This is a genomic window from Collinsella sp. CLA-ER-H7 (assembly GCF_040092345.1).
Taxonomy (GTDB): Bacteria; Actinomycetota; Coriobacteriia; order Coriobacteriales; family Coriobacteriaceae; genus Collinsella.
Genome location: NZ_JBBNLT010000003.1, coordinates 105,906 through 122,996, shown reverse-complemented (window position 1 = coordinate 122,996; position 17,091 = coordinate 105,906). Strand labels below are relative to the sequence as shown.

The following is a 17,091-nucleotide window of genomic DNA, read 5'->3' as shown; positions in this document are numbered from 1 at the left end:
AACTCTCCCCTACTCTTCCTTGCCCTACTCGTCGCCATCGTGCGGGTCCACAGAGCCCGCACCCGACGTCGTCGGCTCGTCTACCGAAGACTCGGAATCCTTCTTATCGGTTTCGGCCGGAGCGATCACGCGAATGAGCGAGATGCGCTGGCCACGCATCGACTGCACCTTGAACTTGTACCCCGCGACCTCAAACACCTCTCCGATGTCGGGCACCGAGTCGCAAAGCTCCAAAATCCAGCCGGCGATGGTCTCATAATCATCGCTTTCCTCGAGCGGCCAACCAAGCTCAATCGCGTCATCGCACGAAAAACGCCCATCAACGAGCCACTCGCGGCGCGAAAGGCGCGTGAGATACTTGTTGTCGGGGTCGAATTCATCCTCGATCTCGCCGACGATCTCCTCGACGATATCCTCGATAGTGATGATGCCGGCCGTGCCGCCGTACTCGTCCACGACCACCACGATCTGGTCGTGCGAAGTCTGCATCTCGGACAGCAGCGGCAGGATGTCCTTGGTGTCGGGCACAAAGGTGGCGTCGCGCAGGTAATCGGCGATGGGCTGGTCGCCCTTACCGTCGAGCGCGGGCTGAATCAGGTCCTTGATGTGCGCGATGCCCGCGACGTTGTCGGGATCCTCGTGATAGACGGGGATGCGGCTAAAGCCGGTCTGGCGCATGGTGGACAGCACGTCGGCGACCGTCTCGTCGTCCTCGCACATGGTGGTGTCCACGCGCGGCACCATGACCTCGCGGGCAACGGTGTCGCCTAGGTCGAAGATCTCGTGGATCATGCGCTTTTCCTCGTCGAGCAGGTCGTCCTGCTCCGAGACCATGTACTTGATCTCTTCTTCCGAGACGTTTTGGCGGTCGTCGGCGCTCTTGATGCGCAGGATGCGGGCCAGGCCATCGGAGCAGGCGCCGGTCAGCCACACGAGCGGACGAGCAATCTTTTGGAACACGGAAAGCGGGCCCACGACCTGCTTTGACACGCCCTCGGCGTTGGCCAGGCCAATGCGCTTGGGCACGAGCTCGCCAATCACGATGGAGACGAAGGCGACCGCGACGGTGATGATGACCGGCGCCAGGCCGCGTGCGATGGCGGAGAGCGGCGCGATGCCAAAGCTCATGAGCCACGTGGCGAGCGGGTCGGACAGACTCGTCGAGGCGACGGCGGACGAGGCGAAGCCCACGAGCGTGATGGCGACCTGGATGGTGGCGAGCAGCTGGTCGGAGTCGGCAGCCAGCTTAATGGCACGCTCGGCGCGCTTGTCGCCTTCCTCGGCCTCGTGCTCCAGCACGGCGCGCTTGGCCGTGGTGAGCGCCATCTCTGACATAGAGAAGTAGCCGTTGATGAGGGTCAAAACGAGGGTGGTGATAAGGGAGATGGTTATGTCCATCGGGAGTTTCTCGAACCTCCAAGATTCGGGACGTCAGGTCAAAACGTTGATGGCGGATAGGGCAGTTGCGCCCGGCGGGCGCCCGGACGGGCCCGCGGGCGCAGGCGCGATCGCTAGATTACGAAGAGGATCACCGCCATGAACTGGAAGATGCTGCCGGCGAGTACCCACAGGTGAAACACGCTGTGAAGATAGCGCACGTTTTTGGCGATATAGAACGGCACGCCCGCGGTGTAGCACACGCCGCCGACGGCGAGCAGGGCAAGCGCCACGGGGTTGAGCAGCGCCACAAGTTCGGGCAGCTTAAAGACAACGAGCCAGCCCATCAGCAGGTAGACCAGGCCGCTTACCCAGTGCGGTTGACGCTCGCGTAGGAAGCACTCGAGGGCGATGCCGATGATGGCGATGGCCCATACGGCAAAGAACAGCACAGCGCCGCCGTCGTTTGCGAGCGTGATGAGGCAAAACGGCGTATAGCTGCCGGCTATGAGCAGGTAGATGCAGCTGTGGTCGATGATGCGAAACACGCGCTTGGCGCGCGCGGGTTGAATCGCGTGGTAGAGCGTGGAGGCTAGGTATTCGAGGATAATGCTGACGCCATAGACAATTGCCGCGGCCATGTGGGCCGGGCCTCCGCCGCGCAGGGCGGCGAATACGATCAGGAGCACCAGGCCCGCGATACCCAGCAGGCAGCCGACACCATGGGTGACGGAGTTCATGATCTCCTCGCCCACCGTGTAGTGTGGAACGGCCGCGGTCTTGGGTCGCGGCTTAGAACTGTCGCTCGAATCGGACATGCCGGTTACATCCTCCAACGTAAAGAGTTCTCAACACTATATCAAAGCGTCTGGGTACGTGTGAAATTTGCACCATACGTGACCCCTTGTTTACCCATTCTTTGCCTGTTGACGCATCAACGGCGAACGTCCATAATGCGCTTGCATTAAATGTTGATGTATTAACATCTTATAGGAGAATACCGCATGGCTCAAAACGCACGTTCCCATCGAAAGCTCAAGATAGCCGGCATCGTTGCACTGGTGGTTGTCGTTGCGCTGCTCGGATTTGCCGGCAACTTTCTGTTTGACTTCGCGCTGAATCCCCGCGCGCCATACACCATGAAGATGATGCAGGATAGCAAGAACGACAAAGAAGGTGAGCAGCCGGATGCCGAGGATACCGAGGCGCGGGCATGGTTTAAAGAGAACCGCGAGAGCAGGAGCCTCACCGCGGACGACGGGACCGAGCTTGCCGCCTGGTATTTTGCTGCGTCGGAGAGCACGCACGACTACGCCGTCTGCCTGCATGGATATACCAACGAGCCCATCGGTATGGCCCGATACGTCAAGCGATTCCACGACCGCGGCATGAACGTACTCGCGCCCGCCGCGCGCGCCCACGAGCGCTCCGGCGGCGACTATATCGGCATGGGCTGGCCCGAGCGGCTCGATGTCGTCGCATGGATCGAGCAAATCGTTCAGGCTGACCCCGAGGCACGCATCCTGGTCTTTGGCGAGTCGATGGGTGCGGCAACCGCCATGAACGTCGCGGGGGAATCTCTGCCCGCAAACGTGAAATGCATTATCGAGGACTGCGGTTATACGAGTGTTTGGGACGAGTTTTCTCTGCAGCTCAAGAACGTGTTCGGCTTGCCCAGCTTTCCCTTGCTCGATGTAGCAAACTTGGTATGCAACGTGCGCGCGGGCTACGACTTTCATAAGGCGAGCAGCGTGGAGCAACTCAAACACGCGACGGTTCCCATGCTGTTTATCCACGGCGACCAGGACACTTTTGTGCCGTACGATATGCTCGACCAAAACTACGACGCGTGCGCCAGCAAGGTCAAGCAAAAGCTCACCATCCATGGCGCCACCCACGCCAAGAGCGCGCAGGTCGACCCCGAACTCTACTGGGACACGGTCGGCAACTTCCTCGACAAGAATTTTTAGGCAAAAAGCAACGTCTGGGGTTTTGTTGCCAAAAAACGGTTTGTGGTCGGCGGGATTCGATTTTTCGCCGCACTTCCAAAAAGCCGCCCGTGAGCGCTGTGCTCACGGGCGGCTTTTGCTCAACTAACGCTACAAAGGCGCTTATTTTGTCCAATAGCTAGGCGCTACTTGACCTCGATGAGCTCATACTCGCTCGTGCCCAGGCCAATCTTCTCGGCGTGCGCGATGCACACGCGCCAGTCGGTGTCGGGATGCGTGATGCAGAAGGGATCCTTGGCCTGCTCGCCCTCCAGATGCTCGTGGTTGTGCTCCATCTTGGTCGCGCTATCGGTGAGCTCGGTGTTGGGCAGCGGCTCGGATGCCATGACGGCATCGGCGCAGGCCTGGTCGATGGCGACCGGGTCGAAGCTCGCGAACATGCCGATGTCGTTGACGATAGGCGTGTCGTTTTCGGGATGGCAGTCGCAGTTGGGGCTGATATCCATGGCAAGCGAGATGTGGAAGCTCGGGCGGCCGTCGACAACGGCCTTCGTATACTCGGCGATCTTGCAGTTGAGCACGTCGGCCGCGGCCTCATAGCCGGGCTTGATGGCGTCCTGGTTGCACACGCCGATGCAGCGGCCGCAGCCCACGCAGCGATCGTGGTCGATGGCGGCCACGTGCACCGTGCGGGTGTTGCCGTTGGCAAGCTCGCGCTCGCGGGTATCGTCAAACGAAATGGCGTTGTGCGCGCAAATCTTTTCGCAGGCACGGCAGCCAATGCAGTGCTCGGCCGCGACGTTCGGCTTGCCGGCGGCATGCTGCTCCATCTTGCCGGCGCGACTGCCGCCGCCCATGCCCAGGTTCTTCATGGCGCCGCCAAAGCCGGCCTGCTCATGACCCTTAAAGTGGGTGAGGCTGATCACAATATCGGCATCCATGAGCGCCTGACCGATCTTGGCCTCGCGCACGTACTCGCCGCCCTCGACCGGGACGAGCGCCTCGTCGGTACCCTTGAGGCCGTCGGCGATGATAATCTGGCAACCCGTGGCATACGGGGTAAAGCCGTTCTGGTAGGCAGTGTCGATGTGCTCGAGCGCGTTTTTGCGGCTACCGACATAGAGCGTATTGCAGTCGGTGAGGAAGGGCTTGCCGCCCAGCTCCTTCACCACGTCCGCGACGGCGCGGGCGTAGTTGGGGCGCAAAAAGCTCAGGTTGCCCAGCTCGCCAAAGTGAATCTTGATGGCGACGAACTTGTTCTCAAAGTCGATCTGCTCAATACCGGCGTGACGTATGAGGCGCTTGAGCTTGTCGAGCTGGCTCTCGCGAGCATGCGTGCGCAGGTTGGTGAAGTACACCTTAGCGGGTGCTGCGGGTGCAGTTGCGGTCATAGATATATCCCCTCGGTCTATATGGCGTTACAGACATAGAGGATGGTACCAGTTAAAGCAGAGTTAAAGTCAAGTACGGAACCTAGTCATTGGGGACGTTCTTAAATGACTACTCTTGGACTTTGAGCGCCTCGGCCAGGCCCACACGTTTGATAGAACGCGTGTGCAGCAGCGCCACGACCAGGTAGGTCGCAAAGCCGATTCCTACGCACGCCGCCATGGACCAAGCGGGCACATAGATCTCGATATTGCCGTTGTAGGCGAGCAGCATCGAGCGGAAGATGGCCGTGAGCGAGCCAATAATGACCGGCAGGCTCAGCACGAGTGACGCCGCAACGCACAACGTGATCGAGCGGATGTACAGATGCGAAATCTCGCTATCGCGATAGCCAAAGACTTTCATGTAGCTAATCGAACGGGCGCTGTGGTCGATCACAGCCTTGGTCAGCAGGTACATAAACAGCAGGAAGATAAACACCGCGAGCCCGACCATCATGCCGATCATTTTGCTCATCATGCCGATGAACTGGTCGCCCACGGCGCGCATGTCGTCGGGCGTGGTGTCGCCGGCAAAGTAGCGCGCGTCGAGGTCGAGCTTCTCGTCGCTCACATAGCCGTTGAAGTAGGCCGCATCGTTGCCAAAGAGCTCGTTAAAGTCATCGATACTCATATAGATATTCATGTCCGACTTGGAGCCCCAGGCACAGTCCTTGCCCACGTACTCAAAGGAATAATTCTCGCCCTCATACTTGTCGCCGAGCGTGACCTTCTGACCCTCGCTCCAGCCAAACTTGTCGAGCAAGCCACCGCCAAAGACGACGCGTCCGTCGCCGACGTCCAGCCCTTTCCAATAGCACGAATCGGTTGAAATGCCGTAGACGGAAATCGTCTCCTCGCCATTCCCATCGCCTCGGTCGTATTGCAACTGGTAAACGGCATATTTCTCGGCCTGCGCGATTGCGCCCGCGCCGTTGTCAATCGTGTTGACCGGGTGAATGTCGTCGTTGTCGGTGTCGATCTTAGAGGCCTTGTCAATCAGGTCGATAGCCTCGTCGCGGTTGCAGCCGAGGATATCGGCAAGGTCATCGAGGCGCGCATAAAGCGCATCCTTCTTGTCCTGGACCTTGGTAAGCGCATCCTGCGCCGCAGTCAGGCTCTCGGCAGACGGAGATGCGGTCGCGGCATCGGCTGCCGTCTGCGCCGCATCGGCCGCGTCGTCAAGCTCGTCATCGGCATCTTGGGCGGCGGAAAGCAGCGCGCCGTCAACCGACTGCAAGCGCTCGAGTGCTGACCACTGCTCGCGCTCCTCGGCAGTGCCCTCGAGCTCCAGCGGCGCCTTGAGCGTGTACTGGTGCTCGGCGACCAGGCTTGTCTCGAGGTTGTCCGCGTAGTGCGTCATCGTGGGCAGAATCGCCAGGCCAAAGAGCAGCAGCAGCGAGGCAAACGCAATGCCCACAAAGAGCGTGGCAAAGTTGCCCAGGTTGCGCAGAAAGATACGCAGGCGGAAGCGGGAAACAAAACCCATGCGCTCCGGCAGTTGCATACCGCGCTTGGTGCCCGATTTGCCGCTCGCCTCGTGACGAAGGAACTGCAACGGCGTCTTGCCCATTTTGCGAAACAGGCCCACCAGCGTGATGAGGATGAGCGCGGCGGCGGGAACCACGGCGCACTTCACAAAGATCTCCCAGCTCCAGTACACCTGGAAGGGCGGCAGGCTGTACGAACCGTAATAGAGGCTGCGCATGGGCTCGGTAAAGAACACAACGCCGAGCGCAGTGCCCAAAAGCGCCGCGACCACGCCCACGATGGCGGGAAGTGCCAGGTAGTGCAGCACGATCTCGCGACGGCGATAACCGCTGGCGAGCAGCGTGCCGATGATGGCGCTCTCCTCCTCGATGGTGGCGTCGGTAAGGACCACAAAGACGAACGCCATGATCACGATGATGATGTCGAGCAGCGTCATCCACATCATGGAGTCGCCGTCCACGTCATCGCGCGCGTAGCCAATGCCCTGGTTGGAATCGGCGTCGATGAGGTCATCCACGCGTGCATCGGCATCGGTGAGCGCCTCCACCATATCCTGCTCCGCATCGACGCGATCCGCGGTGGAGAGATCACGATCGGTAAAGGTAAAGGAGTAGGTGTAGGCAGGCGCGCCGCCGGCGTCCTTAAGCGCGGCAAAGCCGGCGTCGGTGACCTCGGCCACACCGTACGTGATGGTGTTCACCGTAAAGTCCGAATTGTTGAGGAACAGCGCCTGGCTATCGGGCTGGGTCATGATGCCGCAGATGGTGTAGCTGCGACCCTCGAGCTCGACTTTATCGCCCACGGCGAGGTCGTTGTTGATGGCAAAGACACGGTCGATGGCCACCTCGTCGTCCGCCTTGGGCTGTTTGCCTTCGCAGTAGGACGCGATATCGACCTCGGTGCGGTGTGCATAGGTGCGCAGTGTGCGCTTGGTGCCGTCGTCGCCGGTCGCCTTTTTGATGATGGCGTCGATGGAAAAATTCTTGTAGAGCGTAACGCCGCCGACGTCGCCGGCCGCGTCCTCGGCGGCCTTGAGTTGATCGTCGGTAGCCTCGAAGGAGGTGGTCACGCGGCCGTCCTCAATCGTGTACGCATCGCGCATGTCGTCGATAAGGCAGCCGATGGAATGCGCTGCGAGCAAAAATCCCGAGGTGAGAGCGATGCTTCCGCACATAAGCAAAAAGATGCCCAGGTACTTGCCGATATTGCGGCGCAGCTCGCGCGGGAGACGTTTTGCGAGAGGTGCCATGGCGCCGCCTACCAATCGAGCTCGGCGGCCGCAACGGGCGACTCGTTGAGCTCATCCTCGACGATGTGCCCGTCGCGCAGGCGCAGCACGCGATTGGCCATGTGCGCGATGGCGGCATTGTGGGTGACAATGATGATGGTGCAGCCGTAGGTGCGGTTGACATCCTCCATGAGCTGCAGGATTTCCTTGGACGTCTTGTAGTCAAGCGCGCCGGTGGGCTCGTCGCACAGCAGCAGGCCCGGGTTTTTGACGAGCGCACGGCCGATGGCACAGCGCTGCTGCTGGCCGCCCGAGACCTGGCGCGGGAACTTGTTGCGGTGCTCGTAGAGGCCCAGCGAACGCAGCAGGTCGTCGACATTGAGCGGGTTTTTGGACAGGTGCGCCGTGACCTCGATGTTCTCCTTGATGGTGAGATCGGGCACCAGGTTGTAGAACTGGAAAACAAAACCCAGCTCACGGCGGCGATACTCGCCCAGGTCGGTAGGCTTGAGCACCGTGAGGTCGCAGCCGTCCACCATGATGGAGCCGCCGTCGGCATCCTCCAGGCCGCCGATCAGGTTAAGAAACGTCGACTTGCCCGAACCCGAAGGCCCCAGCATGACGCAGATCTCTCCGCGGTTGATGGACGTGTCGATGCCGTCGAGCACCGTCAGGCGTGCATCTCCATCGCCGTAGTGCTTCTTGAGCCCCTTGACCTGGACGTAGGCTTGCTTCGTCGCCATGCTATCCCCCATTGTTAGCCTATTGCTACTTTATGATCGTAATAGTAAACCTTGGCGAACTATTTTGGAGCGAGGCCTGGATTTTATTTCAGACTAGTCATTGGGGACGTTCTTAAACGACTAGTCGTTGGGGGCACTCTTTCGCCACCCGGCAGTTGGGGACGTTCCTTTCCTACCGGCAGTTGGGGACAGTCTTTGCCAACCCAGCCGGCAAAACAGCCGATCGGCAAAGACTGTCCCCAATGACTAGTCGTTTAAGTCTGTCCCCAATGAGTACCCGATGACTAGGTGGCTAGGCGCGGGATTTGGTGCGCGAGAGGGCTAGGCCTACGGCGGCGATGGCGGCGGCGAAGAGCACGGTGACGCCCAGATCGCAGGCGATGTCGCTCAGCACGGCAGACGTCAGATCCGAGGCAAGTGCCTTGCTGATCGCATCGTTCACCCAATATGTCGGCACAAAGTGCGCCACGGTCTGCACGGCCGAGCCCATGAGCGACAGCGGCATCCAGGCACCGCCCAAAAACGTCATGAGCATGCCGAGTAAGTTGCCCACACCGTTGAGCAGCTCCTCGCGCGCACCCAGGCTCGACAACGCAAAGCCAACGGCCAGCGGCGTGCACGCCAGGGCAAACGTCGCTGCCAGCGCCAGACACACACGACCCGCGCCGACCTCGGCAACCGCGCCGGCAAAGCCCACGACGCCCATCATACTCGACACGAGCCAAATGCAGACGGTGAGCACGGCGGCGGCCGCAAACACGGCAAGCGAACGCTGACGCTCGGAGACCGGGCTGGCATCCATGCGGCGCACGCGCTCGGGCTCGTTCATGCCCGAGAACACCAGTCCCACCGACACGATGACCGACGAGATAATCGCGTACGCGCCAAAGTTGAAGTACGACTCGAGCGTGGCGGCAGCAGTCGAGCCGACCTTGACCTGCTCGATCTGGACCTCCGCGCGCTTTGCAGCGGCATGCTCGGCGGCCTTGGCAACGTCGCCGTTAGAAGCAGCGGGCTCAAGCGCCGCCGCAGCGCCCGCGAGCGAGATCCAGCGCGAGGCCTCGGCAGACGAAAGCGCCGCCGCCATGGTGCCGGCACCGTAGGTCACATCGAGCTTGGGCAGGGACTCCCCCACGCGGGCAGCTGCAACGAGGTCGTCCTCAAACCCCTCCGGGATAAAGAACACGCAGTCGGCGCTGCCCTTGGCGCTGTTGCTCTTGGAGAGCGCGTCCGCAAGGTCGTAGGTGTCGTCGCCGACGCCCATGACCAGGTCAAAACGCGAACCTAGATGCTTGGTGAGCGCACGTGAAAGATCACTGCCGTCGCGGTCGACCACGATCACGTTGGCATCGTAGGGCTTGTACTCGGTGAGCTGCGACGAGTTCCAGCTCACCGAGGCCGCGATGAATACGCCCATGAGCGAAATGAACACCGTATAGATGAGCAGGTAGAATGGGTGCGCCAGCGCCATGCGAAGCGCGGTCTTAAAGGTGCTCATAGCGGCTCCTTCCAAAGATCAGCGTAGCGGCGGCGACAAACACCAGCGTCATGAGGACCAGCGCGCCGGCGCGAACGGCAAAAGGTCCCAAGTCTTCAAAGAAATACAGGCGGTTGAACATGTCGCAGATAAGCTTGACGGGGTTGAGCCAGCACTCAGCCGGGCAGGCGCGGGCGACGTCGTCGGCAAGCGCCATCGCTGGCTCGCCGTAGAGGCCGGCGAACAGGGCGCACGTAGTGGCAAAGCCCGTGAGGATGCCAGACTTGGACGCCTTGCCGCCCTTAACGGGAAGCGTGCCCACAAAGAGTCCCAAGCCCGTGGCGGCAAGCGCGGAAGCGGCGCCGCCCACCAAACACAGCCCCTCGCGCCCGCCAAAGTCGACGCCCACGACCAGACGCACGTAGCCGATCGCGATCGCCATCGAGGCAAAGGAGACCAGCCACGAGCCCACAAAGATACCGGCCAGCGACGCCGTTTTGGAAAGACCACCCGCGCAGCGGCGCGCGCCAAGGCCCGACAGATTGGGCTGCAGATCGACGACGCTCAAGGCGGCAAACTCGGCAGACATCATCGCCACCAGGCCAAAGAGCGCGTAATAGTAGATGACCGTGCCATCGGGCGTGGTGCGTGTCAGGCTTACGCGGCGGGTGCCGCCCTCGAGCGACAGAGCGCGCGCAACCGCCTCCGGGTCGGCGAGCGCCGCCGGGTTGTCCTGGGCAATCTGGGACATGAGCTCGGCATTTTGTGTATACGAGCTTGCCACCGTCTCCAGGATACTGCGATCGGTGAGCACCGATGATGCGCGCGAGCTGTCGTAGCTCGAAAGCAGTGTGAGCTTGGGCGTGCCCGCAGCGTCGACCGTATAGATACCCGCGACCTCACCGGCCTTGAGCGCACGGTTCGCATCGGCTGCGTCGTCGAGCTCGTAGATCTCAAGCAGCTGATCGTCGCCTTCCTTGGCAAGCGAAGCCGCCGCATCCTTAAAGGTCGAGGCGTCCCAGGCCTCATCCGCTACGACAGCCACTGGCACCGGGTCGATCTTGCCGTCGGAGCTGAGGTTCGCAAACATAAACATAAACATCGTGGAAAGCGCGATGGGAAAGAGAGCGCCCCAAACCCACGTGCTCGGCCGGCGCAGCAGCGTCTTGACCGTAGTGATGATGGTGTTGAACATGACTGCCCCCTAGTCGCGCAGCTCGCGGCCGGTGATCTCGAGGAACACGTCGTTGAGGGTCGGTGGTTCGGAATAAATGCGGCCGAGCGCCACGTCATGCGAACGCAGCGCATCGAGAATGTCCGTCAGGTTATGCGGGCTCGCCTCGCACGAAAACGTGAGCTGGCCTGCCGTCGCCGACAGATCCAGGACATGCGGCAGGCTCGCGACGGCACCGAGCGCCGCGCTCGGCACCTCGCCGACCTCGATCACGATCTTCTCGCCCATCTGGATCATGCGCTTGAGCTCGTCGTTGGTGCCCTGCGCCAGCACGCGCCCGCCGTCCATGATCATGATGCGGCTGCAGATTTGCTCGACTTCCTCCATGTAATGGCTGGTATACACCACCGTGGCACCTTCGTCGCGCAGGCGGCAAATGCCCTCCAGGATGGCGTTTCGGCTCTGCGGGTCGACCGCCACCGTGGGCTCGTCAAAAAAGATCAGCTCGGGCTTGTGCGCGATGCCGCAGGCGATGTTGAGGCGACGCGCCAGGCCGCCCGAGAGCTTGCCGGGGCGGAACTTGGTAAAGTCGCCCAGGCCGACAAAGTCGATCGCCTCGTCCACCAGCGCGCGGCGGCGCTTGCGGTCGCTAACGTAAAGGCTGCAGAAATAGTCGATGTTTTCGCGCACGGTGAGCTCGTCGAACACCGCCACCTGCTGCGGCACCACGCCGATGCGGCGCTTGAGGTCGTAGCGGGCGGGCGTCATGGGCTCGCCGAACAGCTCGATGCTGCCTTTGTCGTAGGCAAGCAGCTGCAGGATGCAGTTGATGGACGTGGTCTTACCCGAGCCGTTGGGGCCCAGCAGGCCAAAGATCTCGCCGGGGGCGATGCTCAGGTTAAAGTGGTCGAGCGCGATAAGATCGTCGTAGCGCTTGACGAGGTTTTCGACGTGGACGATGTCTGTCATGAGGCGGCCCTTCTGTTGATTGCGGCCCGGTACGATTGCATCATCGCAGGAGCGGACGGCGCGCACCAGTGAGCTTTGTCACGAGTGCGAGGGGGCAGAGGTGAAACCCCCGCTCGCGCGAGCGATCGACGCCGCTTTGCCGCGCGGGAGGAATGTCACGGTTGCGCAGGCAGCCCCTCCACCGCGCGCGCCTTCGCGTACAATACCCGTATGAACAGGCTTTTCGACAAATCGATCGTGCTGGCGTGCTGTATTGCGGCCGCCATGGGTCTTGCTGTGGACGCTCGCCTGGTCGCGGCGTTTTGCCTTGGCGTTATTGCCACCTCGCTGGCCGAGGTCGTACAGGAGGAACGCACGCGCCGCACAAGCGAGGCCGCGAGTTACGTTTACATCATCGCGGCTGTCTTCGTGCCGCCGTTTGTGCCGTTTGCACCTCTCGCTCTCTATGACATCGCGCGACGCGTGCGCCGCGAACACGCCTGGGTCGCGCTGGGCATTGGCTCCGTCTTTGCTTTTGCGCTTGTCGCGGACCTTCGCGGCGGCGCGCTCACCTCCCGAACGCTTCTGCTGACCGCTATCCTTTCGGTTGCCGCCACCTTGTTGTCACTGCGCACAGCCCAGCTGGAGCGCGAACAGGAACGCATGCGTCGCACCCGCGACAAGCTGCAAGAACGCGCCCTGGCACTCGAGGCACGCAACCGCGACCTCGCCGACCGCCAGGACTACGAAGTCGAGCTCGCGACGCTCGCCGAACGCGCCCGCATCGCGCGCGAAATCCACGATAACGTGGGCCACCAGCTCACGCGCGCCTCACTGCAGGCCGAAGCCTTGCGCGTGGTCCATGCCGACGAGCCCGGCGTCGCCGCCGATTTCGCCGACGTCAAACGCACGGTTGACGAGGCGCTCCAGCTTGTGCGCACCAGCGTCCACGCGCTCAACGACAACGCCGTCGACCTTTCCGTGCAGCTCGAACGCATTGTTGAAGGCGCGCGCTCGGACGGTGGCCCGCAGATTGAGCTTGAAGTTATGACCGAACATGCGCCCGCAAACGTCGCGAACTGCTTTACGGCGGTCCTGCGCGAGGCGCTCTCCAACACCATGCGCCACGCTTGCGCCCATACTGTCACCGTACGGTGCATGGAGCATCCGTCGTTTTACCAGCTCATCGTTACCGACGATGGCGTGGGCGGGGTCCAAGCAATCGGCCGTGGCGCCGCGGAGGGCATGGGGCTCGCCTCCATGCGCGAGCGCATCGAGGCGCTTGGCGGCACCTTCACCGCCGGTCCGCGCGCCGGCGTCGGCGGCTGGCGCGTGTTTGCCACCGTTCCCAAACAGCAAGGAGATGAGGACCGATGAGGCTCATCGTTGTCGACGACGACCGCTTGGTGGTCGATTCGCTCAAGATTATCCTGGGCGCCCAGCCGCAGATCGAGGTGGTGGGCACCGGCGCCAACGGCAACGATGCGTTGGCGCTCTACGCCGAGCACGCACCCGATATCGCACTGCTCGACATTCAGATGCCGGAGCGCGACGGCCTTTCGGCGGCACGCGAGATCCTCGAGCGCGACCCTGCGGCGCGCGTGGTGTTTCTGACGACATTCTCGGATGACGAGTACATTGTGTCGGCGCTCAAACTGGGTGCCCGCGGCTATCTGATCAAAACCGATGTCGCCGCCATTCCGCCAGCGTTGGCGCAGGTCATGGACGGCAAACGCGTGCTCGAGGGTAAGGCGATCGAGGATATCAACTTTGATGGGGCGGACGTCGAGGCCGGCGCGACCCGCCGGCCCGCCGCCTTTGCCAGCCTGACCGACCGCGAGTTCGAAGTCGCCGAGCTCATCGCCCGCGGCCTCGACAACAAGGAGATCGCTGCCACCGCCTATATGGGCGAAGGCACCGTGCGCAACCACATCAGCTCGATCCTTGCCAAAATGGGTCTGCGCAACCGCACGCAGATCGCCATCGCCTACCTGCGGGGGTAATTGCCCGAAGACCGACCGCCCCGGCAAAGAAAAATAGTTGCTACCGATTTAATGCCATTTCAAAACTATGTCGGATTACGGGGCAAAAGTCGGAGCCCTCATCCATAGCCTCATTTTCTGCAAAATGACAGCCCATCTACCTGCGGTTTTATTTTCACGGATATCGGCATGGTTGAGGGCTCGTGACTCAGCCCCGTAAACCGGCATTGTTTTGTTCGGGCGGCCCTGCACGAGCGCCTCCGCAAGTCTCGCGGGACCAAAATGATCCGTTTTCCTCCGCCCGCGGAGATCGGCCGACGGCGCCCGCCACGAAATCGGCCCATCTACTACGTTTAACTCGATACCCCCGACCATAACCGCTTTTCATGAAAACCGCAGGCTATCTACCTGCGGTTTTGTTTTTGCAATTTTCTGTATGGTCGGAGGTTCGCTATCCAGCCCCGTAATCCGGCATGGTTTTGTTCGTGGCGGTACAACCGCGCGTTTAAGCGCGGGGCCGGTGGGGCAGTTTTGCCCCACCGGCCCTATCCCAGCGCTATACCAGCCCCAGTCCAGAGTTATTCCGGTTTGGTTTCTACCGTGGGAGTCTTGTTCGCCGCAACTGGAGTGCGGGCGGTGTCCATGCTCAGACAGTGCTTGGGGCAGCTCTCGATGCACTCGCCGCACACCACACAGGCATACGGGTCGATCGACCACGTTCCGCCCTTGCGATCGACCGCGAGTGCGCCCGCCGGGCAGCGGCGCGCGCACATGCCACAGCAGATGCACACGTTCATGTCGTTAACGATATGCCCGCGCAGGCGCTCGGGTGCCGCGAGCTTCTCCTGCGGATAGCACACCGTTACCGGCTGCTTGACCATAGAGCCCAAGGCCGTCTTGGCAAATGTCAGTAAACTCATGCCGCGCCTACCTTTCCGTGCAGCTAATGCAGGGGTCGATGGTCAGGATAATCATGGGCACGTTGGCAAGGAGCACGCCCTGCAGCGCATGCGTCAGACCAGCCAGGTTCTGCGACGTCGGCGTGCGCACGCGGAAACGGTCCAGGTTCTTGGTACCGTTACCGCGCACATAGTAATATGCCTCGCCGCGCGGCTGTTCAATCACAACCTCGCCGCGCGCGCCGTCGGCCGGCGTGAGCTTGGTACGCCCGCCGATACCGTCGTGCGGAATCTTGCCGACAAGCTCCTTGATAATGTCCATGGCCTGCGTAACCTCGGCACAACGCACCTGGCAGCGGGCATAACAGTCGCCATCGGTGGCAACAATCGGCTCAAACGCAGCCAAGTCCGCATAGGCACCGTCGTCAAACATGCGCACGTCGTAATCCACGCCCGATGCGCGCCCAAACGGACCGACCATCGAAAGCTCCAGCGCGTCTTTCTTGCTAATCACGCCCACGCCATGCAGGCGCTCGCCGCAGCTGTTGTCGTCCACAAACGTATGCACCAGGGCCTCGTAGTCAGGACGCATGGCATCGAGCGTCTGGACAATGCCCGCCAGCTCGGAGTCCTCGATATCGTGCTTAAGGCCGCCGATCTCGTTAATCGACAGAATCACGCGACCGCCGCAAGTGCTCTCAAAGATCTTGAGAATCTGCTCGCGCAGCGTCCACGAACGATAGAACAGCGCCTCAAAGCCAAAGGCATCGGCGAGCAGGCCCAGCCACAGCAGGTGCGAGTGAATGCGCGAAAGCTCATGCAGAATGGTGCGGATATACTGCACGCGACCAGGCACCTCGATGCCGAGCATGCGCTCGCAGGCGCTGGCGTAGCCACAGCTATGGCCCACGGCGCAGATGCCGCAGATGCGCTCGGCGATGTAGCCAAACTGATGCATATCGCGCTTTTCGGTGAGCTTCTCGAGTCCGCGGTGCACAAAGCCGATCTGCGGAATTGCTTCGATGACGCGGTCATCCTCGATCACCAGGTCCAGATGAAGCGGCTCGGGCAGCACCGGGTGCTGCGGGCCAAACGGAATTACGGAGCGATGAGCCATGGACCTTACGCCTCCTTTTTCTGCTTGTCGCGGGCGACCTTGGCGGCAAGCGCCGCGCGGACCTTGGCCGCTTTCTCGGGATCCATGGCAGCGAGCTTTGCCTCCATCTCGGCAGCCTTGAGCGCGGCCTTGGCAGCGGCATCGTCATGCTGGGCATCGGAGCCGGCAGCCGCAGCGGGCTGAGCGACGGCAGCGCCCACAGCATCGCCAGCGCCTTCCCCTGCAGCAGCCGCGGCAGCGACGGCCTTCTCGGCCGCGGCCTTGCGCGCCTTGGCCTCGGCGGCAGCACGGACCTTCATGGCTTTCTCGCGCGCGGCCTTCACCTCGGGCGTGATAACGCTCATGGGCTCGGCAGTCGAAACCTGGTAGAAAAAGCCCTTAAAGTCGACCTGCATGTCGGTGATGGCAAGCCCAAACAGGTCGTGGGCCTCATTTTCAAACGGGAATACCGCGGGGTAATACGAGCTGATGGACGGAATCTCCTGGTACTGGTCGATGCCCTCAACCACCAGGTTCTCAATCGCATAGCTGCCGTCCTGCGCAATATGCTCCTGAGCAGCACGAACGTTGATAAACGTATAGACCAAGCGATACGTACCGTCGTCGACGTTGCGCTCGGCGTGCATCTGCACAAAGCGCGCGCCGACGCCCTTGAGCGCCTGGACATGCGGCAGGAGCTCGTCAATCCCGACGGTGGTATAGATAGCCTTTTGCATTACTCGGCCTCCTTTGCAGCGGCGGTCGCGTCGCCGGCCTCCGCAGCAGCCACAAACCCGTCCTCGCCCAGCTCAACGCCGCCATCCCAGGTAGAAGCGCCGCCCACGGTAAGCGGGTCACCGCCGGCGCGCATCACGGCCTCCTTCTGGTCCAGGATGCCGCACGCCTCCACGATGGCATCGATCACCGTCTCGGGGCGAATGGCGCACCCGGGCGCGTACACGTCCACGGGAATCGCGCGGTCCACGCCGCCGATTACGTTATAGGCATCGCGGAACACGCCGCCCGAACACGCGCAGATACCGCAGGCCACCACACACTTGGGCTCGAGCATCTGGTTGTAAATCTGGCGCACGACGGGCAGATTCTGCGCGTTGACCGACCCCGTCACCAAAAAGATATCCGCATGCTTGGGGTTGCCGGTATTGACCACGCCAAAGCGCTCCGCATCGAACAGCGGCGTGAGCGAGGCCAGCACCTCGATATCGCATCCGTTGCAGCTCGAACCGTCGTAATGAATAACCCACGGCGAGCGCGACATTTTATGATCCATGGATGCCGC

The 17,091-nt window shown here is 61.7% G+C and carries 15 protein-coding genes; 3 read left to right on the top strand and 12 right to left on the bottom strand.

The features are described from left to right. Nucleotides 1–24: 24 nt before the first annotated feature. Nucleotides 25–1,398, bottom strand: a complete 1,374-nt coding sequence (locus AAAX75_RS02920; protein WP_349091031.1) for a hemolysin family protein — start codon at nt 1,396–1,398, stop codon at nt 25–27. Nucleotides 1,399–1,511: 113 nt separating this feature from the next. Continuing rightward, on the bottom strand, nt 1,512–2,195 hold the full coding sequence (locus tag AAAX75_RS02915) for a hemolysin III family protein (protein WP_172676303.1): 684 nt from the start codon (nt 2,193–2,195) through the stop codon (nt 1,512–1,514). Between the two features lie 186 nt (nt 2,196–2,381). Between AAAX75_RS02915 and AAAX75_RS02910 the strand changes: the two genes are divergently transcribed. Next, a complete protein-coding gene (locus AAAX75_RS02910; RefSeq protein ID WP_349091030.1) occupies nt 2,382–3,347 on the top strand; it encodes an alpha/beta hydrolase in 966 nt (321 codons plus the stop codon). A 164-nt stretch (nt 3,348–3,511) separates the two neighbouring features. On the opposite strand, the gene AAAX75_RS02905 is transcribed toward AAAX75_RS02910, so the two are convergent. The 6 genes from AAAX75_RS02905 to AAAX75_RS02880 all read right to left on the bottom strand — a co-directional run bounded on the left by AAAX75_RS02905 (nt 3,512) and on the right by AAAX75_RS02880 (nt 11,835). Further along, on the bottom strand, nt 3,512–4,717 hold the full coding sequence (locus AAAX75_RS02905) for a DUF362 domain-containing protein (protein ID WP_349091029.1): 1,206 nt from the start codon (nt 4,715–4,717) through the stop codon (nt 3,512–3,514). A gap of 109 nt (nt 4,718–4,826) precedes the next feature. Then, a complete protein-coding gene (locus AAAX75_RS02900; RefSeq protein ID WP_349091028.1) occupies nt 4,827–7,493 on the bottom strand; it encodes an FtsX-like permease family protein in 2,667 nt (888 codons plus the stop codon). Nucleotides 7,494–7,501: 8 nt separating this feature from the next. Then, complete coding sequence (locus tag AAAX75_RS02895) at nt 7,502–8,215, bottom strand: ABC transporter ATP-binding protein (protein ID WP_271731181.1); 714 nt, start codon at nt 8,213–8,215, stop codon at nt 7,502–7,504. 292 nt (nt 8,216–8,507) lie between these two features. Continuing rightward, a complete protein-coding gene (locus tag AAAX75_RS02890; RefSeq protein WP_349091027.1) occupies nt 8,508–9,713 on the bottom strand; it encodes an ABC transporter permease in 1,206 nt (401 codons plus the stop codon). Then, a complete protein-coding gene (locus AAAX75_RS02885; RefSeq protein WP_349091026.1) occupies nt 9,700–10,887 on the bottom strand; it encodes an ABC transporter permease in 1,188 nt (395 codons plus the stop codon). The genes AAAX75_RS02890 and AAAX75_RS02885 overlap by 14 nt, the downstream gene beginning before the upstream one ends. A 9-nt stretch (nt 10,888–10,896) precedes the next feature. Then, nucleotides 10,897–11,835 carry an ABC transporter ATP-binding protein gene (locus tag AAAX75_RS02880; protein ID WP_349091025.1) on the bottom strand — a complete coding sequence of 313 codons (939 nt, stop codon included), beginning with the start codon at nt 11,833–11,835 and terminating at the stop codon, nt 10,897–10,899. Between the two features lie 210 nt (nt 11,836–12,045). Here AAAX75_RS02880 and AAAX75_RS02875 point away from each other — a divergent pair, with 210 nt between their 5' ends. After that, nucleotides 12,046–13,191 (top strand): histidine kinase, encoded by a 1,146-nt coding sequence (locus tag AAAX75_RS02875; protein ID WP_349091024.1) that lies wholly within the window; start codon nt 12,046–12,048, stop codon nt 13,189–13,191. Beyond that, nucleotides 13,188–13,817: a response regulator transcription factor gene (locus AAAX75_RS02870; protein ID WP_349090619.1), complete on the top strand. Its 630-nt coding sequence runs from the start codon at nt 13,188–13,190 to the stop codon at nt 13,815–13,817. The genes AAAX75_RS02875 and AAAX75_RS02870 overlap by 4 nt, the downstream gene beginning before the upstream one ends. A 557-nt stretch (nt 13,818–14,374) precedes the next feature. Here the strand turns inward: AAAX75_RS02870 and AAAX75_RS02865 are convergent. Genes AAAX75_RS02865 through nuoB form a run of 4 tightly spaced genes read right to left on the bottom strand, consistent with a single transcriptional unit; the run spans nt 14,375 to nt 17,082 of the window. Beyond that, nucleotides 14,375–14,716: a 4Fe-4S dicluster domain-containing protein gene (locus tag AAAX75_RS02865; RefSeq protein WP_349091023.1), complete on the bottom strand. Its 342-nt coding sequence runs from the start codon at nt 14,714–14,716 to the stop codon at nt 14,375–14,377. Nucleotides 14,717–14,723: 7 nt separating this feature from the next. Continuing rightward, nucleotides 14,724–15,812: a nickel-dependent hydrogenase large subunit gene (locus tag AAAX75_RS02860; RefSeq protein ID WP_349091022.1), complete on the bottom strand. Its 1,089-nt coding sequence runs from the start codon at nt 15,810–15,812 to the stop codon at nt 14,724–14,726. Nucleotides 15,813–15,817: 5 nt separating this feature from the next. Next, nucleotides 15,818–16,528, bottom strand: coding sequence for an NADH-quinone oxidoreductase subunit C (locus tag AAAX75_RS02855; protein WP_349091021.1), 711 nt, complete (start codon nt 16,526–16,528; stop codon nt 15,818–15,820). Continuing rightward, nucleotides 16,528–17,082, bottom strand: a complete 555-nt coding sequence (gene nuoB / locus AAAX75_RS02850; protein ID WP_349091020.1) for an NADH-quinone oxidoreductase subunit NuoB — start codon at nt 17,080–17,082, stop codon at nt 16,528–16,530. Before nuoB ends, AAAX75_RS02855 begins: the two co-directional genes overlap by 1 nt. Nucleotides 17,083–17,091: the final 9 nt, after the last annotated feature.